Annotated in this window: 21 protein-coding genes; 16 read left to right on the top strand and 5 right to left on the bottom strand. The window is 38.2% G+C overall.

From position 1 onward, the window contains the following. The 13 genes from V9G42_09455 to V9G42_09515 all read left to right on the top strand — a co-directional run. The coding region (locus V9G42_09455; protein ID MEI2759637.1) for a T9SS type A sorting domain-containing protein at positions 1 to 225 on the top strand (225 nt) is incomplete at its 5' end. 54 nt (positions 226 to 279) lie between these two features. Continuing rightward, entirely contained in the window at positions 280 to 1,791 is a 1,512-nt protein-coding gene (locus V9G42_09460) for a T9SS type A sorting domain-containing protein (GenBank protein MEI2759638.1), read from the top strand. A 53-nt stretch (positions 1,792 to 1,844) separates the two neighbouring features. Next, positions 1,845 to 2,144: a hypothetical protein gene (locus V9G42_09465; protein ID MEI2759639.1), complete on the top strand. Its 300-nt coding sequence runs from the start codon at positions 1,845 to 1,847 to the stop codon at positions 2,142 to 2,144. Positions 2,145 to 2,148: 4 nt separating this feature from the next. Further along, positions 2,149 to 3,357 (top strand): T9SS type A sorting domain-containing protein, encoded by a 1,209-nt coding sequence (locus tag V9G42_09470; protein MEI2759640.1) that lies wholly within the window; start codon positions 2,149 to 2,151, stop codon positions 3,355 to 3,357. A 54-nt stretch (positions 3,358 to 3,411) separates the two neighbouring features. After that, positions 3,412 to 3,711, top strand: coding sequence for a hypothetical protein (locus tag V9G42_09475; GenBank protein MEI2759641.1), 300 nt, complete (start codon positions 3,412 to 3,414; stop codon positions 3,709 to 3,711). A gap of 4 nt (positions 3,712 to 3,715) precedes the next feature. Next, a complete protein-coding gene (locus tag V9G42_09480) occupies positions 3,716 to 4,927 on the top strand; it encodes a T9SS type A sorting domain-containing protein (protein ID MEI2759642.1) in 1,212 nt (403 codons plus the stop codon). 16 nt (positions 4,928 to 4,943) lie between these two features. Beyond that, positions 4,944 to 6,380: a T9SS type A sorting domain-containing protein gene (locus V9G42_09485; protein MEI2759643.1), complete on the top strand. Its 1,437-nt coding sequence runs from the start codon at positions 4,944 to 4,946 to the stop codon at positions 6,378 to 6,380. A gap of 28 nt (positions 6,381 to 6,408) precedes the next feature. Continuing rightward, on the top strand, positions 6,409 to 6,993 hold the full coding sequence (locus tag V9G42_09490) for a T9SS type A sorting domain-containing protein (protein MEI2759644.1): 585 nt from the start codon (positions 6,409 to 6,411) through the stop codon (positions 6,991 to 6,993). Between the two features lie 62 nt (positions 6,994 to 7,055). Continuing rightward, entirely contained in the window at positions 7,056 to 8,534 is a 1,479-nt protein-coding gene (locus tag V9G42_09495) for a T9SS type A sorting domain-containing protein (protein MEI2759645.1), read from the top strand. A 28-nt stretch (positions 8,535 to 8,562) separates the two neighbouring features. Further along, entirely contained in the window at positions 8,563 to 9,156 is a 594-nt protein-coding gene (locus V9G42_09500) for a T9SS type A sorting domain-containing protein (GenBank protein MEI2759646.1), read from the top strand. A 10-nt stretch (positions 9,157 to 9,166) separates the two neighbouring features. Next, positions 9,167 to 10,711 (top strand): T9SS type A sorting domain-containing protein, encoded by a 1,545-nt coding sequence (locus tag V9G42_09505; protein MEI2759647.1) that lies wholly within the window; start codon positions 9,167 to 9,169, stop codon positions 10,709 to 10,711. A gap of 13 nt (positions 10,712 to 10,724) precedes the next feature. After that, on the top strand, positions 10,725 to 12,266 hold the full coding sequence (locus V9G42_09510) for a hypothetical protein (protein ID MEI2759648.1): 1,542 nt from the start codon (positions 10,725 to 10,727) through the stop codon (positions 12,264 to 12,266). A gap of 13 nt (positions 12,267 to 12,279) precedes the next feature. Next, the gene (locus V9G42_09515; GenBank protein MEI2759649.1) at positions 12,280 to 13,812 is read left to right on the top strand and encodes a T9SS type A sorting domain-containing protein; all 1,533 of its coding nucleotides are present in this window, start codon (positions 12,280 to 12,282) and stop codon (positions 13,810 to 13,812) included. Positions 13,813 to 14,144: 332 nt separating this feature from the next. Here V9G42_09515 and V9G42_09520 read toward each other — a convergent pair whose 3' ends face one another. The 3 genes from V9G42_09520 to V9G42_09530 all read right to left on the bottom strand — a co-directional run bounded on the left by V9G42_09520 (position 14,145) and on the right by V9G42_09530 (position 15,619). Further along, on the bottom strand, positions 14,145 to 14,411 hold the full coding sequence (locus tag V9G42_09520; protein ID MEI2759650.1) for a hypothetical protein: 267 nt from the start codon (positions 14,409 to 14,411) through the stop codon (positions 14,145 to 14,147). A gap of 104 nt (positions 14,412 to 14,515) precedes the next feature. Further along, positions 14,516 to 14,758, bottom strand: a complete 243-nt coding sequence (locus V9G42_09525; GenBank protein MEI2759651.1) for a hypothetical protein — start codon at positions 14,756 to 14,758, stop codon at positions 14,516 to 14,518. Between the two features lie 18 nt (positions 14,759 to 14,776). Then, positions 14,777 to 15,619: a transposase gene (locus V9G42_09530; GenBank protein MEI2759652.1), complete on the bottom strand. Its 843-nt coding sequence runs from the start codon at positions 15,617 to 15,619 to the stop codon at positions 14,777 to 14,779. A 215-nt stretch (positions 15,620 to 15,834) separates the two neighbouring features. Here V9G42_09530 and clpB point away from each other — a divergent pair, with 215 nt between their 5' ends. Then, positions 15,835 to 18,453, top strand: coding sequence for an ATP-dependent chaperone ClpB (gene clpB / locus V9G42_09535; protein ID MEI2759653.1), 2,619 nt, complete (start codon positions 15,835 to 15,837; stop codon positions 18,451 to 18,453). Between the two features lie 35 nt (positions 18,454 to 18,488). On the opposite strand, the gene V9G42_09540 is transcribed toward clpB, so the two are convergent. Continuing rightward, positions 18,489 to 18,788: a septum formation initiator family protein gene (locus tag V9G42_09540; GenBank protein ID MEI2759654.1), complete on the bottom strand. Its 300-nt coding sequence runs from the start codon at positions 18,786 to 18,788 to the stop codon at positions 18,489 to 18,491. A 121-nt stretch (positions 18,789 to 18,909) separates the two neighbouring features. Beyond that, positions 18,910 to 20,040 (bottom strand): tRNA guanosine(34) transglycosylase Tgt, encoded by a 1,131-nt coding sequence (tgt, locus tag V9G42_09545; GenBank protein MEI2759655.1) that lies wholly within the window; start codon positions 20,038 to 20,040, stop codon positions 18,910 to 18,912. Positions 20,041 to 20,148: 108 nt separating this feature from the next. Here tgt and V9G42_09550 point away from each other — a divergent pair, with 108 nt between their 5' ends. Together V9G42_09550 and V9G42_09555 are read left to right on the top strand one after the other, a co-directional pair. Then, positions 20,149 to 21,294, top strand: coding sequence for a glycosyltransferase (locus V9G42_09550; GenBank protein ID MEI2759656.1), 1,146 nt, complete (start codon positions 20,149 to 20,151; stop codon positions 21,292 to 21,294). Continuing rightward, entirely contained in the window at positions 21,285 to 21,938 is a 654-nt protein-coding gene (locus tag V9G42_09555; GenBank protein MEI2759657.1) for a sigma-70 family RNA polymerase sigma factor, read from the top strand. The genes V9G42_09550 and V9G42_09555 overlap by 10 nt, the downstream gene beginning before the upstream one ends.

Here is a 21,938-nt window from a genome sequence, read left to right on the forward strand (position 1 = left end):
CCTGCAAAAGAAAAAGTGAGATTTGAATATTCAGAACCAGTAAGTGAAAACTCACAGATAGAGGTGTATGATAACTTAGGAGTAATGGTTAAAAAAATCATATTGACGAAGGGTTCTATAAGTACAACTTTTAGCATTAATGATTTGCCTCCGGGCATGTATTTATGCCGTGTGTTTATAAACAATGCTTACAGCCAATCCAATAAATTAACAATTATCAGGTAATAGTTTACAAAAAAATCCCGCTAATGAGGCGGGATTTTTTTTTATATTTGAGGTATGAAATCAGGAAAATTATTTATTGTTTTCTTTTTGGCAACGAGTTTTTATGCAACTGCACAAAACCGAAATTCAATCTGGTGCTTTGGCGACAGCGCAGGTATTGATTTTAGTAATATCAGTAATCCTGTACCAATAACAACTGCTATGCGTGGGCGAGGTTCCTGCGCAAGCATTGCTGATGGTGCAGGTAACTTATTGTTTTATAGTAATACATACACGTATTTAACTTTAGTTTGGAATGCCTTGAATGATACCATGACCAACTCATATCCCATGGGGGGGGGGGGGGTATATAATGAGTTACAAATAGTACCTTTTCCTGACGGGCAGAATAAATATTATTTATTTTATAAAAATGTTACAGGAGGACTTGATGGTATTTTTTATGCCATTATTGATATGAATACCGTATGGGGAACGCCCGGTTTGGGCGAGGTTATTATCAAAGGGCAGCAGATTAGTAACCACCGTATAGCCGATTGTTTGCAGGCTGTTAAACATGGCAATGGAAGGGACTGGTGGCTGGTTACAAAAATGTCAGATGCTAATTTAACACATACCGACAGGTTTATAGAATACCTTATAACTCCCAGCGGCATATCAGGTCCATTCCATTTTGATTTTGGAATAGCATTTGATCAGGATTTTCAAAAAATAATTTTTAATACAACCTGTTCAAAAATAATGAACATAAATACTGTAGGTTATATGTGCGAGTTTGACTTTGACCGTTGCAGCGGTGTCATCAGCAATCCTCATGTTATTTATCCTGAAATAACCACTTTTCCTTATAACAGAATTTTTTGGGAGGGCGCGTATTCTCCTGATGACAGCGTTTTTTATGCTACTACAAATACTGTATCCGGTGTTAATTATAGCTATCTGTTACAGTATGATTTAACAGCGTTTGATATTCCGGCAAGCTGCGATACATTAGATTCGGCAATAGTACCTATTGGAACAGGTGCAGTACGTTTAGCCCCTGATGGTAAAATATATTTTAGTCGTGCCTACAAAAGTCTCACTGCAAACAGCTATCCTTATGCAGACACCATGTATAATTACATAAACATGAATTTGGGAGTAATTAATGAGCCTAATAGTTTAGGAGCTACCTGTAACTTTCAGCCCTTCAGTTTTTACTTAGGCGGTAAACGTACATATTTAGGTTTACCCAATAATCCCGATTATGATTTGGGAGCGTTAGCGGGAAGTGTGTGTGATACAATCACAGGTATTGCTCCCTCTCCTTTGGAGAGGGTTGGGGTGAGGTTTTACCCCAATCCGGCTTCAGAAAATGTACTGTTTGAATATGATAGTATTTTCGGAGAAAACTCAAGCCTTGTTATTTACAACAACATGGGTATGATGGTAAAAACAATTCAGCTTGGCAAGAACGATAGCAAAACAGCATTTTCAGTTGCCGGATTTTCACCGGGAGTTTATACGGGGCATTTGCTTATAAACAAAACGTTTAAGCAAACAAGTAAATTAACTGTTATAAGGTAAATAAAAACAAAAAGGGGGCTTAAAAAGCCCCTTTTTTTGAGTAAATTTGCTGTATGAAAAAAAGCGTTGTACTGCTTCTGATAATAACCGCCACCCATTCTTTTGCACAAAACAGAAATAGCATCTGGTGCTTTGGCGACAGCGCAGGAATTGATTTTAGTAACATAAATAACCCTGTTCCTTTTACCTCATCTGTTGAAGGAAGAGGCTCATGTGTTAGCATAGCAGACAACAACGGTAATCTTTTATTTTATAGTAATACTTATATGACCATTGCACGAACTATGGTGTGGAATGCCTTACATGATACCATGACTAACTCATATCCCATGGGGGGGGGGGGGAGCATATAATGAGTTGCAGATAGTACCTTTCTCTGACGGACAGAATAAATATTACCTGTTTTATAAAAATGTTACAGGAGGACTTGATGGTATTTTTTATGCCATTATTGATATGAATACCGTATGGGGAACGCCCGGTTTGGGAGAGGTTGTTATCAAAGGGCAGCAAATAAATACAAACAGAATAGCCGATTGCATGCAGGCTGTTAAGCATGGCAATGGCAGGGACTGGTGGTTAGTTACAAAAATGTCAGATGCTAATTTAACACATACCGACAGGTTTATAGAATACCTTATAACTCCCAGCGGCATATCAGGTCCATTCCATTTTGATTTTGGAATAGCATTTGACCAGGATTTTCAAAAAATAATATTTAATACCTCCTGTTCAAAAATAATGAACATAAATACTGTAGGTTATATGTGCGAGTTTGACTTTGACCGTTGCAGCGGTGTCATCAGCAATCCTCATGTTATTTATCCTGAAATAACCACTTTTCCTTATAACAGAATTTTTTGGGAGGGCGCGTATTCTCCTGATGACAGCGTTTTTTATGCTACTACAAATACTGTATCCGGTGTTAATTATAGCTATCTGTTACAGTATGATTTAACAGCGTTTGATATTCCGGCAAGCTGCGATACATTAGATTCGGCAATAGTACCTATTGGAACAGGTGCAGTACGTTTAGCCCCTGATGGTAAAATATATTTTAGTCGTGCCTACAAAAGTCTCACTGCAAACAGCTATCCTTATGCAGACACCATGTATAATTACATAAACATGAATTTGGGAGTAATTAATGAGCCTAATAGTTTAGGAGCTACCTGTAACTTTCAGCCCTTCAGTTTTTACTTAGGCGGTAAACGTACATATTTAGGTTTACCCAATAATCCCGATTATGATTTGGGAGCGTTAGCGGGAAGTGTGTGTGATACAATCACAGGTATTGCTCCCTCTCCTTTGGAGAGGGTTGGGGTGAGGTTTTACCCCAATCCGGCTTCAGAAAATGTACTGTTTGAATATGATAGTATTTTCGGAGAAAACTCAAGCCTTGTTATTTACAACAACATGGGTATGATGGTAAAAACAATTCAGCTTGGCAAGAACGATAGCAAAACAGCATTTTCAGTTGCCGGATTTTCACCGGGAGTTTATACGGGGCATTTGCTTATAAACAAAACGTTTAAGCAAACAAGTAAATTAACTGTTATAAGGTAAATAAAAACAAAAAAGGGGGCTTAAAAAGCCCCTTTTTTTGAGTAAATTTGCTGTATGAAAAAAAGCGTTGTACTGCTTCTGATAATAACCGCCACCCATTCTTTTGCACAAAACAGAAATAGCATCTGGTGCTTTGGCGACAGCGCAGGAATTGATTTTAGTAACATAAATAACCCTGTTCCTTTTACCTCATCTGTTGAAGGCAGAGGCTCATGTGTTAGCATAGCAGACAACAACGGTAATCTTTTATTTTATAGTAATACTTATATGACCATTGCACGAACTATGGTGTGGAATGCCTTACATGATACCATGACTAACTCATATCCCATGGGGGGGGGGGGGAGCATATAATGAGTTGCAGATAGTACCTTTCTCTGACGGACAAAATAAATATTATGTATTTTATACTAATGTTCGTGGATTTATTGACGGTATTTTTTATGCCATTATTGATATGAATACCGTATGGGGAACACCCGGTTTAGGTGAGGTTATTATCAAAGGGCAGCAGATTACTAATCACCGTATAGCCGATTGTTTGCAGGCTGTTAAGCATGGCAATGGCAGGGACTGGTGGTTAGTTACTAAATTTTCGGATGCTAACCTTACTACATTAAATCGCTTTGCTGTTTTTTTAGTTACGTCTAATGGCATTTCTAATCCCGTGTTTTATGATTTTAATGATGCCATGGACATGGATTTCCAAAAAATTATATTCAATAACTCTTATACTAAGATTATGAATATTAATCTTTATGGCTATATGTGCGAATTTGATTTTGACCGTTGCAGCGGTGTCATCAGCAATCCTCATGTCATTTATCCTGAAATAACCTCACTCCCTTACAACAGAGTTTTTTGGGAGGGGGCTTATTCTCCCAATGACAGTGTTTTTTATATTGCTACCAATCGCTATCCATTGTTGCTTAATTGCTATTTATTACAGTTTGATCTTACTGCATCAGATATTCCTGCAAGCTGCGATACACTTGATGATTATTTATTTCCAATTGAACCCGGAGCAGTACGTTTAGCTCCTGATGGAAAAATTTATTACAGCCGTGCTTATAAAAGCCCGGGTGTAAACAGTTATCCTTATGCAGATAGCATGTATAATTACATAAACATGAACCTGAGTGTAATTAACGAGCCTGATAATATTGGCGCAGCATGTAATTATCAACCGTTCAGTTTCTACTTAGGCGGTAAACGTACATATTACGGCTTGCCCAATAATCCCGATTATGATTTGGGAGCGTTAGCGGGAAGTGTGTGTGATACAATCACAGGTATTGCTCCCTCTCCTTTGGAGAATCCCGATAGCTATCGGGAGGGAGTGAGGTTATATCCCAACCCCGCCAACAGTACATTGTATGCTAGCGGAATGCCTGAAGGCAAAAACGAAATGCAGGTTTATGACCTTTACGGCAGGTTATTATTGAAAAAGCAAAATAATAGCAGCAGTGGTGTAATAGATGTATCTTCGCTTTCTGACGGAGTGTATAATATTAGAATAAAGAATGAAACAGGCGAATACTTTAAAAAGCGGTTTGTGGTTATTAAATAATTTAAAATGTTTACTAATGGCAGCAACACTCTGTTGCTGCCATTTTTTTTGCTTTTCACAAAACAAGAATTCTGTTTGGTGCTTTGGTGATAGTGCGGGAATAGATTTTGGTTCGGGAGTACCTGTAACTTTTCAATCCGGTATGGATAGTAGAGGAAGCTGTGTCAGCATTTCAGACAATAACGGGAATTTACTTTTTTATGCAGCAACAATGCCTTATTCAGGTTCAAATCCCGCATTTTCAACCATTGTTTTTAACTCCACAAATTCAATAATGGCTAATGGTGATTCTATATTTGGCAAAGGATGGTATCAGGAATTGGTAATAGTGCCTAATCCTGCCAATGACAGCACCTATTATTTATTTTCTATTGGAAGTACTACCACTTTTGGTTTGTGCTATAGTATTATTGATATGCGGCTAAATAATGGATTGGGTGCAGTTACAGTTAAAAATATTCAATTGCAAAGTTTTCAGCAGGTGGATTGCCTGAATGCTGTTAAACATGGCAATGGAAGAGACTGGTGGGTATTATTCAGAAAAGCAGGTTCTTTATCAAATGGCAACAATGACTGGTATTCTTATTTAATAACACCTGACAGCATTCAGAATGTTTCCGTTCAGTCAATAGGTTCATTAAACAAAACTAGCGGAGGACATACCAATTGGATTGGTTTAACAGAGCTATATGATTTTGACCGTTGCTCAGGATTATTAAGCAATCCTGTTACCATTGAACCGGAAGCATTGCCATCAGTGCCATATACATGGAGTTGTGCTTTATCACCCGATGCAAGCAAATTATATGTAACAACAGCAGATGATACCACTTATTTGTTTCAATATAATTTGAATGCACCTAATATTACTTTATCAAAAGACACGCTTTGGACTATAAGCAGCCCACAATATGCAGGAGGCGGTTTAAAATTAGCACCTGATAATAAAATTTATATGTCATCATGGTATGATAATCAAATTATTTTTCCTTATCCTTATCAGGATACTGTTTATAATATGTACAACATGAACTTGTCAGTAATAAACCAGCCTGATAGTTTAGGTTCGGCATGTGATTTTCAGCCTTACAGTTTTTATCTCGGAGGCAAAAGAACTTACGTAGGTTTGCCTAATAATCCTGATTATGAGTTGGGGGCTTTAACAGGAAGCATTTGCGATACTTTAACTTCTGTAAAAGAAATAACAGAACAAAATGCCATCAATATTTTTCCTAATCCATTCTTTAACAAAATTGCTTTTCAGTATCAGCAACACAGCAACACTAAAATAAAAGAAGCAACCATTTTTAATTCAACGGGAGAAATTGTTTTTGAAAAAAAAGTAGCGCAAACGCTTTATGAGTTGGATTTATCTTTTCTTCCAAATGGTATTTATTTTTTAACTATTCACACAGAAAAAAATACCATTACAAAAAAGCTTGTGAAGCTTTAAACTATCCTTCCGCACATTTTATAATACCATGCTTACTGCCAACATAGGCAGGTTGGATTCTGTTAACCGCACCTTGCAAAGTAATGATCTGGTGGCTGCCGAAGCCATTAATGGGAGCATAACAGAAGACAATGCAATGGAGGAAAACAGCCGGTTTATTAATAGCCTTATCATTAAAAAACTGGCTGTGGGTGATACCCTTGATGCTTCTGATACAACTGCGCTCGAAAGCATATTTGAACAGCATTGGCTGGTGGCAGGTTTAAGCGTTTACCAGGCGGCAGCCTTGCTCGGTAAAGAATATTATTCGCCTGAATTACCGGCATTACGTAAGGTTAATAATAACATACCTGATAAACCAAACGATAACGATGATGTATCAGGTGCAGCAATAAACATGTATCCTAACCCCGCAACCGGTGAAATTTATTTTGCGGGTGAACTGCCTGATGATGCCACAGTAAAAATTTATGATGTTACAGGCAGGGTGGTGTTATTAAAAACATACAGCAGCAGAATTGATGTTACCGGTTTAGAAGAAGGCTTTTATATGGTGAAAATTTACCATGATAATAAAATGCTGTTTAACAACATACTGGTAAAAATTAAGTAAAAAAATACAATTATCTTTTAAAGCCTGCCTTATCTTTGTAAGGCAGGCTTTAATTTTAAGAGATGAAAAAACTGTTAATCATTCTAATGGTTTTATTGAGTGAACTCGTTTATGCTCAAAATCAAAACTCCGTTTGGTGTTTTGGAGACAGTGCTTTAATTGATTTTAGCGATACTTCAAATATTATAGTGGGGACATGTGGTTTGGATAGTAGAGGATCATGTGTTTCTATTAGTAATAATAATGGCGAATTATTATTTTCAGCAGCAACAAGAGCCGGATTCGGTAATTTTACTGGGCGTGTATTTGATGCACAAAATAGTCTAATGTCAAATGGTGATGCAATCGCAGGAGAAGGATGGTATAATGAAATGATAATAGTACCTAATCCTGCCAATGACAGCACCTATTATTTATTTTCTATAGATGTTGCTTCAATACATGGTTTATATTATAGTATAGTGGATATGAAACTAAATAATGGATTGGGTGATGTAACTGTTAAAAACGTTCAATTACAAAGTTTCAATATGGTAGATTGCCTGAATGCTGTTAAGCATGGTAATGGGAGAGACTGGTGGGTAATATTCAGGCGCGACCCACAGTTTAATCCTTCCAATGAGTTTTTAACTTATTTAATAACCCCATCCGGCATAAGTAATTACACTCAGCAAAATGTAGGTGGTCCTATCTATTCTAACAATGCTGATATTGCATTTTCACCTTCGGGAAATAAAGTTGCTGTAACCAGTTATAACGGACTGATAGAAATTTTGAATTTTGACAGATGTACAGGGCAGTTAACATTACAACATCAAATACAAACCGGAGTATTAGTATCGCCCACACCGGCATTGTGGAGTGTTGCCTTTTCTCCTGATGAAAGTAAGTTATACATATCTAATTGCGACACCACCACTTATTTGTTTCAATATGACTTAAACGCAGCCAATATAGCAACCAGTAAAGACACTCTTTGGACTATCAGTAGTCCTAAATATGCAGGAGGTGGTTTAAAATTAGCTCCTGATAATAAAATTTATATGTCATCATGGTATGATAATCAATTAATGTTTCCTTATCCTTATCCAGACAGCGTTTACAACGTATTCAACATGAACCTATCAGTAATAAACCAGCCTGATAGTTTAGGTACGGCATGTAATTTTCAGCCTTACAGTTTTTATCTCGGAGGCAAAAGAACATATCTTGGTTTACCTAATAATCCGGATTATGAGTTGGGGGCTTTAACAGGAAGCATTTGCGATACTTTAACTTCTGTAAAAGAAATAACAGAACAAAATGCCATCAATATTTTTCCTAATCCATTCTTTAACAAAATTGCTTTTCAGTATCAGCAACACAGCAGCACTAAGATAAAAGAAGCAACCATTTTTAATTCAATGGGAGAAATTGTTTTTGAAAAAAAAGTAGCGCAAACGCTTTATGAGTTGGATTTATCTTTTCTTCCCAATGGTGTTTATTTTTTAACTATCCACACAGAAAAAAGCACCATTGCAAAAAAGCTTGTGAAGCTGTAAACTATCCTTCCGTGCATTTTACAATGCCATGCTCAATGCCAACATAGGCAAGCTCGAAAATGTGCGGCAATACAGCAGTGATGTTGCCACCTTAACAACTGCCGATGCCATTAATATTGCGTTGGTTGATGATAATGACATTGAGCTTTACACCAAAACGGTGATGAGCATTTTCCTCAATACCTTAGCCATTGATTCGGCACTGTCAGCGCATGATTCCACCACACTGCAATCCATAGCCGCCATGAACTGGTACCAGGCGGGCAATTCCATTTACCTGGCTGCCGCCATGCTGGGCATGGAAATACACCCCGTAGTGGAGCCTGAGCCGGGCGCAAGGTTAAGCAACACGGTGGTTAACGAAAAAGATGATAAAGAAACAACGGAGAGTATAACGCTTATGCCCAACCCGGTAAATACCGTTTTAACCATAACAGGATTAAAGGCGGATGATAATACGCTAACCGTTTATGACGGAACGGGAAAATGTATTTATAAAACGGATGTGCGCAGCGGGCAACTTTCGCTTAACGTCAGCTCTTATCCTGCGGGCATTTACCTGTTAATAACTCAATCGCCTTCGGGCAGCATTCACAAAGCAAAATTTGCCGTAATGCGGTAGCTTTGTCTTTATGAAGGCGATAAAATACATAAGCGCAGCATTTTTACTATGCTGCGCTTATTTTGCAAATGCACAAAAGCAAGGCAGCGTGTGGTGCTTTGGCGACAGTGCGCTGGTTGATTTTAGTGATACTGCCAATATCATAACAGGCAGCAGCATGGTAAAATCGCGCGGCAGTTGTGCAAGCATTGCCGACAGTGCCGGAAGCCTGTTATTTTATGCAGGTTATAATACAGATACATGGGCTGCCGGAGGTCCGCCATTTCAAAATGGTGAAATTTGGAATAAACAACATCAAATCATGCAAAATGGTGATTCTATTGTTATGCAAGCCTGGTACCATGAAGTTTTAATTATTGATAATCCATCTAACAACAATCAATATTATGTTTTTTCCATAGGAGTAACGGGTAGTAGTCAGTCAGGCTTATATTATTCCATTGTTGATATGAGCGCCAATGGCGGCTTGGGTGCAGTAATTCAAAAAAATGTACAGTTGCATAATTACAAAAGTGCTGACGGACTAACAGCCATAAAGCATGGCAATGGAAGAGACTGGTGGATTATTAACCGGAGGTGGAATAACATTAACAACACTTTTTATAAATATCTTATTACCCCTTCAGGGGTTTCTGATTCTATGCCGCAAAATATTGGTTATGCTAACAATGCTGCGGTTGCACGCATGCAGTTTTCTAATTCTGGAAATAAATTAGCACATTATAATGGAGGTGGGTTATTGGAGCTATATGATTTTGACCGATGCACCGGATTGTTAAGCAATCTCAACACTGTTTATCCTCAACTCATGCAAGCTCCATTGCCCTGGTATTGGAGCACATGTTTTTCGCCTGACGATAATTTACTTTATATATCCAGCATACCTATACAATCAACCGACACATCGCGGCTGTATCAATTTGATTTAACGGCAACCAATATAGCTGCAAGTGCTGATACGTTGCGACAAACTCATTTTAATGAATCTATGGGATTTCTTAAATTAGCTCCTGACGGTAAAATTTATTTAGCAACAAGTTATTATCAATATTATCCGTATAAGGACACTATGTATAATAACACCAATATGTATTTAAGCACCATTAACTCTCCTAACAACTTAGGCTCAGCATGTGATTTACAACCCTACTCATTTTATCTTGGTGGCAAAAGAACTTACGGAGGTTTGCCCAATAATCCCGATTATGAGTTGGGGGCGGTAACGGGCAGTGCGTGTGATACACTAACTGGTATAGCTCCTCTTGCAACATCAGCAAAGAGAGCGGAATTATTTGTTACCTACATGGCATCATGGAAAAAATTGTTTGTTAATGCGCAGCATTTAAAAGGAAAAAAAGTTGAATTAAAAATAATGAACATAACCGGAAAAATAATTTACAGTGCAGCGCGAGGGCTCTCCCCTTCAGGGGTTGGGGGTAGCGCAGGCGGTTATTTTACACAGGATGTTAATTGCAGCACACTTGCAAAAGGCATGTACATTGTTTCGTTGCAAACAGAAAAAGAAAGATTGGTAAATAAATTTATTGTTGAATAATCCTTGCCATAAGATGAAATTACCCGTATTCATAAGCGCAGCATTTTTAATATGCTGCGCTTATTTTGCAAATGCACAAAAGCAAGGCAGCGTGTGGTGCTTTGGCGACAGTGCGCTGGTTGATTTTAGTGATACTGCCAATATCATAACAGGCAGCAGCATGGTAAAATCGCGCGGCAGTTGTGCAAGCATTGCCGATAGTGCCGGAAGCCTGTTATTTTATGCAGGTTATAATACAGATACATGGGCTGCCGGAGGTCCGCCATTTCAAAATGGTGAAATTTGGAATAAACAACATCAAATCATGCAAAATGGTGATTCTATTGTTATGCAAGCCTGGTACCATGAAGTTTTAATTATTGATAATCCATCTAACAACAATCAATATTATGTTTTTTCCATTGGCGTAACGGGTAGTAGTCAGTTAGGTTTATATTATTCCATAGTTGATATGAGCGCTAATGGCGGATTAGGCGAAGTGATTCAAAAAAATGTACAGTTGCATAATTACAAAAGCGCTGACGGATTAACAGCCATTAAGCATGGCAACGGAAGAGACTGGTGGATTATTAACCGAAGATGCAATAATATTAATAACACTTTTTATAAATACCTTATTACCCCCGCAGGGGTTTCCGATTCCATTCCGCAAAATATTGGTTTTGCTACTAATGTTGATTTAAGCAGAGTTTGTTTTTCAAATAATGGGAGCAAAATGATATTTTATAATACAAGAGGATTACTTGAACTATATGATTTTGACCGGTGCACCGGTCAGTTAAGCAACTTACAAACCATTTACCCTGAACTCACACAGGCTCCCTTACGCTGGTATTGGGGAGCATGTTTTTCGCCTGACGATAATTTATTATATATATCCAGCATACCCATACAATCAACCGACACATCGCGGCTGTATCAGCTTGATTTAACGGCAACCAATATAGCTGCCAGTGCCGATACATTATGGCAAACTCATTTTAATGCATCTATGGGATTTCTTAAATTAGCTCCTGACGGTAAAATTTATTTAGCAACAAGCTATTATCAATATTATCCTTATAAGGACACTATGTATAATAATACCAATATGTATTTAAGCACCATTAACTCTCCTAACAGCTTAGGCTCAGCATGTGATTTACAACCCTACTCGTTTTACCTTGGCGGCAAAAGAACTTACGGAGGTTTGCCCAACAATCCTGATTATATGCTTCCTGCATTAGCGGGTAGTGCGTGTGATACACTTACAGGCATAGCTCCCTCTCCTTTGGGGAGGGGTGGGGAGTTGTTTGTTACCTACATAGCATCATGGCAAAAATTGTTTGTTAATGCGCAGCATTTAAAAGGAAAAAATATAACGCTAACCCTATACGATGTTACAGGTAAGTTAATTTACAACACTGCGCGAGTGCTCACCCCTTTAGGGGTTGGGGGTAGCGCAGGAGGTTATTTTACACAGGATGTTAATTGCAGCGCACTTGCAAAAGGCATGTACATTGTTTCTTTGCAAACGGAAAAAGAAAAACTGGTAAATAAATTTGTTGTTGAATAATCCTTGCCATAAAATGAAATTACTCGGATTCATAAGCGCAGCATTTCTTATATGCTGCGCTTATTTTACAAATGCGCAAAATCAAGGCAGCGTGTGGTGCTTTGGCGACAGTGCGCTGGTTGATTTTAGTGATACTGCCAATATCATAACAGGCAGCAGCATGGTAAAATCGCGCGGCAGTTGTGCCAGCATTGCCGACAGCAGCGGAAATCTTTTATTTTATGTTTCCTATGACCCTACTGTTATTATTGCAGGTACAGACCCCGTTAAAGCATATAATAGCAACCACCAGGTAATGGCTAATGGAGACTCTATGAAGGGGGGGGGGTGGTATAATGAAATAACCATTGTTCCATTTCCGGATTCAGATAGCCTTTATTATATTTTTAATATTGGTGTAACGTTAGATTATGGCTTATATTATTCAATAGTTGACATGAGCGCCAATGGCGGATTAGGCGAAGTGATTCAAAAAAATGTGCAGTTGCATAATTACAAAAGCGCTGACGGACTAACAGCCATAAAGCATGGCAACGGCAGAGACTGGTGGGTTATTAACCGAAGATGGAATAACATTAACAACACTTTTTATAAATATCTTATTACCTCCTCAGGGGTTTCCGATTCCATTCCACAAAATATTGGGTTTGCTACTTATCATGGATTCAGCAGAATTCAATTTTCTAATAAAGGAAATAAAATGATAGCTTATACTTTGGCAGGAACATTGGAATTGTATGATTTTGACAGGTGCACAGGGCAATTAAGTAATTTGCAAACCATATACACAGAAAACCCGCAATTATTTTTGAGAAACTTCTGGGGAGCATGTTTTTCTCCCAATGACAGTTTATTGTATATTACCAGTATTCCTCAGCTATCAACTGATACATCGCGTCTGTATCAGTTTGATTTAACGGCAACCAATATAGCTGCCAGCGGTGATACATTATGGCAAACTCAATTTAATGAAACTATGGGATTTCTTAAATTAGCTCCTGACGGTAAAATTTATTTAGCTACAAATTATTATCAGTACTATCCATATCAGGATACCATGTATAATAATACCAATATGTATTTAAGCACCATTAACTCTCCTAACAGCTTAGGCTCAGCATGTGATTTACAAACCTACTCATTTTATCTTGGCGGCAAAAGAACTTACGTAGGTTTACCCAATAATCCAGATTATACACTGTCTGCAATGTCAGGCAGCCCCTGTGATACACTTACAAACCTCACCCCCAACCCCTTTCCATTAGAGAGGGGAGCGGAGTTGTTTGTTACCTACATAGCATCATGGCAAAAGCTGTTTGTAAATGCGCAGCACCTAAAAGGAAAAAAAGTTGAATTAAAAATAATAGATATAACCGGAAAAATAATTTACAGTGCAGCGCGAGGGCTCTCCCCTTCAGGGGTTGGGGGTAGCGCAGGCGGTTATTTTACACAGGATGTCAATTGCAGCACACTTGCAAAAGGCATGTACATTGTTTCTTTGCAAACAGAAAAAGAAAGATTGGTAAATAAATTTATTGTTGAATAACTTTTGTTTTAAATGAAATTACTCAAATACATAAGCGCAGCATCCCCGTACCCGCGAAGCTGTGCTTCGTGGGTTTTGTGTTTGGAAGTTTTACTTCAATCATATACTGATCTAAAAATTATCATTTTTGCATATATGCAAACAACAAATGTCTGAAGTTTATAAAACTTTTCCGGGCGGTTTATATTTTGTAACATTTACAACCATTGGCTGGATTGATATTTTCCCCCACTGGCGCAAGTCTTCGGACTTGTGCCATACTATCATTCAAGCAGCACCAAGTCAACAAGTCCTTTACTACCACAATAATCCGTTGCACTGCTGTAAACATATTATTCGGGATTATAAACCAATCCTGTCCGCACAGGATTTTCATGTATGTAATTTAATTTCTGTTCCTGCATTTTTGCATCACTTAATTCAATGAGGTGATTATCCTGTTGCCAAAATTGCCAGTTTGTATTATTGGAGTTCCTTTCGCCTGCACGTTTAAAAAGATTAAACATCCATTCACGCCTGCTTTCCTGTGAGTTTTCCATAATAGCCCCTGTAATTTTATAAGCTGTAAACTTTTTAAGGTCGCGTATTATATCAGGCAATACCCAAGCTCCGTTTTTAGAAATTACCCCACTGGCGCAAGTCTTCAGACTTGTGCCCTACTATCATCCCCACTGGCGCAAGTCTTCAGACTTGTGCCCTACTATCATTCAAGCAGCACTAAGTCAATAAGCCCTTTGCTGCCGCAATAATCCGTTGCGCTACTGTACACATAGTCTTCAGGGTTATAAACAAATCCTGCCCGCACAGGATTTTCATGTATGTAATTTAATTTTTGTTCTTGCATTCTTGCATCAGTTAATTCAACAGGATGATTATCCTGTTGCCAAAACTGCCAGTTTGTATTGTTGGAATTTCTTTCACCAGCCCGTTTAAAAAGATTAAACATCCATTCGCGCCAGCTTTCTTATGAGTTTTCCATAATAGCCCCTGTAATTTTATAAGCTGTAAACTTTTTAAGGTCGCGCATTATAGCAGGCAATACCCAAGTTCCGTTTTTAGAAATAATCATGTGTACATGATTGGTCATAATAACCCAACAATGAACTACCAAGCCTTTTTCTTTTTGGCAATGTTTTATGCTGTCAATTAAAATATCTTTATAGAGGTTTCTTGTAAAAACATCAATCCAGTTTATAACTGAAAAGGTAACAAAATATATCGCATCAGGATTGTGAAACTTATACTTGGAACTCATGGTTGCAAATGTGTATTTTTTAATGAAAGGGAGGCACAAGTCTGAAGACTTGTGCCAGAGGGGGACCACTTCACAAAACGTGGCGACCACTTCACAAAACATGGCGACCATTTCACAAAACGTGGCGACCACTTCACAAAACGTGGCGACCACTTCACAAAACGTGGCGACCACTTCGCAAAACGTGGCGACCACTTCACAAAACGTGGCGACCACTTCACAAAACGTGGCGACCACTTCACAAAACGTGGCGACCACTTCACAAAACGTGGCGACCACTTCACAAAACGTGGCGACCACTTCACAAAACGTGGCGACCACTTCACAAAACGTGGCGACCACTTCACAAAACGTGGCGACCACTTCACAAAACGTGGCGACCACTTCACAAAACGTGGCGACCATTTCACAAAACGTGGCGACCACTTCACAAAACGTGGCGACCACTTCACAAAACGTGGCGACCACTTCACAAAACGTGGCGACCACTTCACAAAACGTGGCGACCACTTCACAAAACGTGGCGACCACTTCACAAAACATGGCGACCATTTCACAAAACGTGGCGACAATATCAGTTTACTTCTCAAACGATTATGTTGAGGATTTTAAAAATCACACTTTTTAAGATGAAATAATGTCGTTTTCATTACCTAATATTGAAAAAATGACCGGCCACTAACTGAATTTATGACGAAATGTCGGTAAAATCATTTTTTTTTGGATTGGTTAAATTTGTGATAGTAAAAAGTAATACAATAAAGAACATGGACATAAATAAATTAACCATCAAATCGCAAGAAGTTTTACAGCAGGCACAGTTTCTGGCAAAATCATTTGGGCAACAAACAGTAGAAACCGGACATTTGCTCAAAGCAATGCTTGAAGTTGACGAGCATGTTGTTCCCTACCTGATGAAAAAAATGAACGTCAACTTAAATACATTAACGACAAAATTAAATTCACTTACAGAATCTTATCCCAAAGTCAGCGGTGGGCAGATTTATCTTTCATCAGAGGTGAATGAACTTTTTCAAAAAGCATTTGCATCTTTAAAAGAAAGCAAGGACGAGTTTGTGTCGGTAGAACATCTTTTGCTGGCTATGCTTGCCGGTAAAGACAAAGTTGCAAAGCTGTTGAAAGAAGAAGGTTGTAATATAAAAGATTTAACAAATGCCATCAACGAACTGCGAAAAGGCGAGCGGGTAACTTCTGCCAGTGCAGAAGAAACCTATAATTCGTTAAATAAATATGCAAGAAATCTCAATGAGCTGGCACGAAACGGCAAGTTAGATCCCGTTATAGGCCGTGATGATGAAATAAGAAGAGTGCTTCAGATATTATCACGGAGAACAAAGAACAACCCTATCCTTATAGGAGAACCTGGCGTGGGCAAGACAGCCATTGCAGAAGGGCTGGCACATAGAATCATCAATGGTGATGTTCCGGAAAACTTAAAATCCAAAACCATCTACTCCTTAGACATGGGGGCATTGATTGCGGGAGCAAAGTATAAAGGCGAGTTTGAAGAACGATTGAAGGCCGTTGTAAAAGAAGTCATCAGTGGAGAAGGCGAAATTATTTTGTTTATAGACGAAATACATACACTTGTTGGTGCCGGTGGTGGCGAAGGAGCCATGGATGCAGCAAACATTTTAAAACCTGCATTAGCACGTGGCGAACTCAGGGCTGTTGGTGCAACAACTCTAAATGAGTATCAGAAATACATTGAAAAAGATAAAGCTTTAGAGAGAAGATTTCAGAAAGTGATGGTTGAAGAGCCTGATACAGAATCGGCAATTTCTATTCTGCGTGGTTTGAAAGAACGCTATGAAACGCATCATAAAGTCAGAATAAAAGACGAAGCCATCATTGCTGCAGTGGAATTGTCGCAGCGTTATATCAACGACCGATACCTGCCCGATAAAGCAATAGACCTTGTTGATGAAGCATCTTCAAAATTAAGGCTTGAAATGGACTCTGTTCCTGAAGAGTTGGATGAGTTGAACAGACGTATTATGCAACTTGAAATTGAGCGCGAAGCAATAAAGAGAGAAAACGATACTAAGAAAGTAAATGAATTATCAGAAGAAATTGCACAACTTAATGAACAACGTAATGCTGTAAAAGCACGCTGGCAAAGTGAGAAAGAAGTAGTTGAAAAGATTCAGGAAGTTAAAGAGAAAATTGAAAACCTTAAACTTGAAGCAGACCAGGCAGAGCGTGCAGGAGATTATGGCAAAGTGGCTGAAATACGTTACGGAAAAATCAGAGAAGCTGAAGAAAGCTTAGCCAAACTGATGGAACAACTTAACGCCATGCACCACAAAGGTGCCATGATGAAAGAAGAAGTTGACAGCGAAGATATAGCCGAAGTAGTTTCCAGGTGGACAGGCATTCCGGTGAACCGCATGTTGCAAAGTGAACGTGAGAAACTACTGCACCTTGAAGAAGAGCTACACAAACGGGTGGTAGGACAGGAAGATGCTATTGAGGCTGTTGCTGATGCCGTACGCAGAAGCCGTGCAGGGCTACAAGATATGAGAAAGCCTATTGGTTCATTCATATTTCTGGGCTCGACCGGTGTAGGAAAAACAGAGCTTGCTAAAGCGCTGGCAGCCTATCTGTTCAATGACGAAAACAACATGACCCGTATTGACATGAGTGAGTACCAGGAGAAACACACCGTGTCACGATTGATTGGCGCGCCTCCGGGATATGTAGGATATGACGAAGGTGGGCAACTGACAGAGGCCGTTCGAAGAAGACCTTATTCGGTAATTCTCCTCGATGAAATTGAAAAAGCACACCCTGATGTGTTCAACATTTTGTTGCAGGTGCTTGATGATGGAAGGCTGACAGACAATAAAGGTCGCACTGCCAATTTCAAAAACACCATCATCATCATGACCAGCAATATTGGAGCACATCTGATACAGGAAAACTTTGATGGAATGAATGATGCTAACAGAGATGATGTTTTTGCTAAAACTAAAAACGATGTTTTTGAACTGCTTAAAAAATCTATCAGACCAGAGTTTCTGAACCGCATTGACGAAGTCATCATGTTTAGTCCGTTGACACGAAGTGAAATAGAAAAGATTGTTCGCATCCAGTTTAATCATGCTGTTGATATGCTTGCAAAAAATGACATCAGACTTTCAATTACTGATAAAGCAATAGAGTGGGTAGCACAATTAGGCTACGACCCTCAGTTTGGCGCTCGTCCGCTGAAACGTGTACTTCAGAAGAAAATCCTCAACGAATTGTCGAAACAGATTTTAGCCGGTAAGATTAATAAAGATGACGTGATAAAGATAGATATTGATAAAAACAAAAACTTTGTTTTTGAGAATGAAAAATCGCAGGAAGAAGTGAAGATTTAAAACGACAGTATAGCCGGGATTAAAAATTCCGGCTATTATTTTTCTACAAAGACAAAAATATCTTCGTCATCTTTTTTCATCAGATACTTTTCTCTTGCAAATTTTTCGAGGTTGGCAGGTGATGAAATTAATTCGTTCAAATCAGATTTACTTTTTTCAAGTTCATCAGCATAATAACTTTTGTCACTCTTTAAAGTATTCAGCTGTTGCCTGAAACGATATTGCGCATAAAAATCGTTCTTGTCAAAAAAAGCAAGCCACACAACAAATGCAATGATGCAAATTGCATATTTGTTCTTCAAAAAATCGGGTACTTTTTCCCATGCTTTTTTCATGACCGAAAAATACTTATTAATTTATCATAAAATAACCTTAAAATTACAAGTTATCAGAACCAATCTGTTAAAAGCATTATTTATAATGTAGCTGACAAACAGTTTGTTTTTCAATAGTGTATTATAATCGCTGACTAACTTTTTTCACCATTGAGTTTTTCCAGGAAATAAAGATCCCATCATTAATTCTCTTTCTTGCTTCTGTAACTAACCAAAGGTAGAAAGACAGGTTGTGTAGCGTTGCCAATTGTGCAGCAAGCATTTCTTTGCTGATAAATAAATGTCTTAAATAGGCTTTCGAATAATCTATATCGGCAAAACAATAACCGGCTTCATCAATAGGCGAAAAATCTTTTTTCCATTTTTCATTTCTGATATTGATGATTCCTTCAGAAGTAAAAAGCATACCGTTACGTGCATTCCTTGTGGGCATCACACAGTCAAACATGTCTATACCTAATGCAATGCATTCAAGTATATTTGCCGGGGTTCCTACACCCATCAGATAACGTGGCTTTTCAACGGGTAAAATAGCTGTAACAGCATCAGTTATTTCATACATAATTTCAGCCGGCTCACCTACCGATAAACCACCAATAGCATTTCCTTTTGCTCCGGCATCGGCAATCACTTTTGCACTCTCTGCACGTAAGTCTTTATAAACTGACCCTTGAACAATAGGAAACAATGTTTGTTCATAGCCATACTTAGCAGGCGATTTTTCTAAATGAGTTATACAACGTTGGAGCCAGCGATGTGTCATGTCCATTGACTTTTTTGCTCTTCTATGTTCGCAAGGGTAGGGCGTACATTCATCAAATGCCATAATAATATCGGCACCGATATAGCGTTGTATGTCCATACTCACCTCAGGCGAAATAAAATGTTTACTTCCATCAATGTGCGAGCTGAACTTTACACCTTCTTCAGTAATTTTTCGTGTTTCGCTTAGTGAAAAAACCTGATAACCGCCACTATCAGTCAATATTGGAAGTGACCAATTCATAAAACGATGCAGCCCTCCGGCCTGATGCAGCACTTCAATGCCGGGACGTAAATTGAGATGGTATGTGTTGCCCAAAATAATCTGTGCTTTCACATCATTCTTCAAATCACGCTGGGTTACACTCTTTACGGTACCTGCAGTACCTACGGGCATAAAGATTGGCGTTTCTATTACGCCATGTGCGGTCTCTATTTTGCCCGAACGGGCTTTACTTTCCTTATCAGACTTTTCAATAGAAAAATACATAGATTCAGTAATTTTTGCAAAAAGTGTTGTTAATATTTTTACAAAGATAAAAAAGCCTTCTGCAATGACTCTTCATACATTTGCGCGCTTATCAACACCAAAGTTATTTTGATTCCCATACCGCCTTTTGTAACCATAAATAATATTTCATTGTTACTTTTTTATTTGCTTGTGGCATTTTTTGCCATACAATTAATCTACTATTTATTTGTTTTTGTGCGATTGGCACTACACAAAACAGTAAATGAGCCAGTCTCAGAAATTGAGCCGCCTGTTTCAATAATTATTTGTGCCAGAAATGAACTGAAGAATTTAAAAGCAAATCTGCAACAAGTATTAGAACAAGACTATCCGCGATATCAGGTTATTGTAGTTAATGACTGTTCGTGGGATGAGTCGGAAAAATATCTTGAAGAATTGTCTTCAACATACAAGCACCTTAAAATTGTTTCTATTAAGGAACAGGAACGTTATCAGCATGGTAAAAAGTTTGCATTAACAATTGGAATAAAATCTGCTTTATTTGATCATCTGTTATTGATTGATGCAGATTGTTATCCGGCAAGCAATCAGTGGATGCGGCTAATGATGCAACCTTATAAGCAACAAACAAGAATTGTAATTGGCTATGGTGCATATATTAAGTCTTCGTCAATTTTAAACCGATGGGTAAGATTTGACACTGCCTTTAATGCTATGCAGTATCTTTCGTTTGCTCTTGCAGGAAATCCATACATGGGCGTAGGTCGAAATTTATCTTATCAGCGTTCTTTGTTTTTCGAGAATAAAGGCTTTGCCCGCCATCAACATATCATGTCAGGCGATGATGATCTTTTTATAAATGATACAGCCACTGCAGAGAATCTTTCAGTACAGATTAACCCCGATTCTTTTACTTATTCACAACCCAAAACTGATTTTATAGACTGGTTCAGACAGAAGAAGAGACATATAAGTGCTTCTCGCCTATATAAGTTTAAACATAAAATGCTTTTAGGCGCATACTATTTTTCACATATTTCTTTCCTTGTTTTATTTATTGCATTGTTAATAATTCAGTTTAAAATTGAATACGTTGTTGCTGCCTTTAGTTTACGTTTGGTTTTTCAAATGATTATTTTTGGCTCATGCTTAAGAAAATTAAAGGAAGGCGACTTAATTCCATTTATACCGGTATTCGATATATGGATAGCTGTTGTTTATCCTTTTATTGCCATCTCCAATCGTTTAATAAAGACTAAAACATGGAAGTAAAAAGTCCCAAAACTGCACAAGAAGCACAAAATAAAAACGAAGTTAATCCCAACCTCAGTGACAAAGCTGTTGTAGATTATCAGTTGGTACGCGATGCAGTTGACCATGGCAATCAGAAAGCGTATGCCGAATTGATGTCGCGCTATAAAGATTCCATTTATTTTATGTTGCTGAAAATGGTGAACAACCGTGACGATGCAGATGATTTGACAATTGAAGCATTCGGCAAGGCATTTAAAAACATCCATCAATATACACCGGATTATGCTTTTAGTACCTGGCTGTTTAAAATAGCAACCAACAATTGCATTGATTATATCCGTAAAAAGAGAAAGCAGATGTTGAGTATTGACAAAGGCTATGAAAATGAAAACGGAGAAGATGTTGCATTAGAAATTAAATCAGATTCCATTGGCCCTGAAGAAAAACTAATGAAGAAGCAGAAAATGGAAACCATGCGTGAAGTTGTAGATAAGCTAAAACCCAGATACCGAACACTCATCGAACTTAGATATTTTCAGGAATTGAGTTATGAAGAAATTGCAACCAACATGGATTTACCTCTGGGAACGGTAAAGGCTCAATTGTTCAGAGCACGTGAGTTTCTGTATCAGATTATGAAAAACTCTGAACATCGTCCATAA

Source organism: Bacteroidia bacterium, from assembly GCA_037045145.1.
In the GTDB taxonomy this organism is placed as follows: Bacteria; Bacteroidota; Bacteroidia; order AKYH767-A; family OLB10; genus OLB10.

Excerpts from the sequence above, each read along its gene's own strand:
- V9G42_09460 (MEI2759638.1), top strand. The coding sequence starts at position 280 with ATGAAATCAGGAAAATTATTTATTGTTTTCTTTTTGGCAACGAGTTTT.
- V9G42_09465 (MEI2759639.1), top strand. The coding sequence starts at position 1,845 with ATGAAAAAAAGCGTTGTACTGCTTCTGATAATAACCGCCACCCATTCT.
- V9G42_09475 (MEI2759641.1), top strand. The coding sequence starts at position 3,412 with ATGAAAAAAAGCGTTGTACTGCTTCTGATAATAACCGCCACCCATTCT.
- V9G42_09485 (MEI2759643.1), top strand. The coding sequence starts at position 4,944 with ATGGCAGCAACACTCTGTTGCTGCCATTTTTTTTGCTTTTCACAAAAC.
- V9G42_09490 (MEI2759644.1), top strand. The coding sequence starts at position 6,409 with ATGCTTACTGCCAACATAGGCAGGTTGGATTCTGTTAACCGCACCTTG.
- V9G42_09495 (MEI2759645.1), top strand. The coding sequence starts at position 7,056 with ATGAAAAAACTGTTAATCATTCTAATGGTTTTATTGAGTGAACTCGTT.
- V9G42_09500 (MEI2759646.1), top strand. The coding sequence starts at position 8,563 with ATGCTCAATGCCAACATAGGCAAGCTCGAAAATGTGCGGCAATACAGC.
- V9G42_09505 (MEI2759647.1), top strand. The coding sequence starts at position 9,167 with ATGAAGGCGATAAAATACATAAGCGCAGCATTTTTACTATGCTGCGCT.
- V9G42_09510 (MEI2759648.1), top strand. The coding sequence starts at position 10,725 with ATGAAATTACCCGTATTCATAAGCGCAGCATTTTTAATATGCTGCGCT.
- V9G42_09515 (MEI2759649.1), top strand. The coding sequence starts at position 12,280 with ATGAAATTACTCGGATTCATAAGCGCAGCATTTCTTATATGCTGCGCT.
- V9G42_09525 (MEI2759651.1), bottom strand. The coding sequence starts at position 14,758 with ATGTTTAATCTTTTTAAACGGGCTGGTGAAAGAAATTCCAACAATACA.
- V9G42_09530 (MEI2759652.1), bottom strand. The coding sequence starts at position 15,619 with ATGGTCGCCATGTTTTGTGAAGTGGTCGCCACGTTTTGTGAAGTGGTC.
- clpB (MEI2759653.1), top strand. The coding sequence starts at position 15,835 with ATGGACATAAATAAATTAACCATCAAATCGCAAGAAGTTTTACAGCAG.
- V9G42_09540 (MEI2759654.1), bottom strand. The coding sequence starts at position 18,788 with ATGAAAAAAGCATGGGAAAAAGTACCCGATTTTTTGAAGAACAAATAT.
- tgt (MEI2759655.1), bottom strand. The coding sequence starts at position 20,040 with ATGTATTTTTCTATTGAAAAGTCTGATAAGGAAAGTAAAGCCCGTTCG.
- V9G42_09555 (MEI2759657.1), top strand. The coding sequence starts at position 21,285 with ATGGAAGTAAAAAGTCCCAAAACTGCACAAGAAGCACAAAATAAAAAC.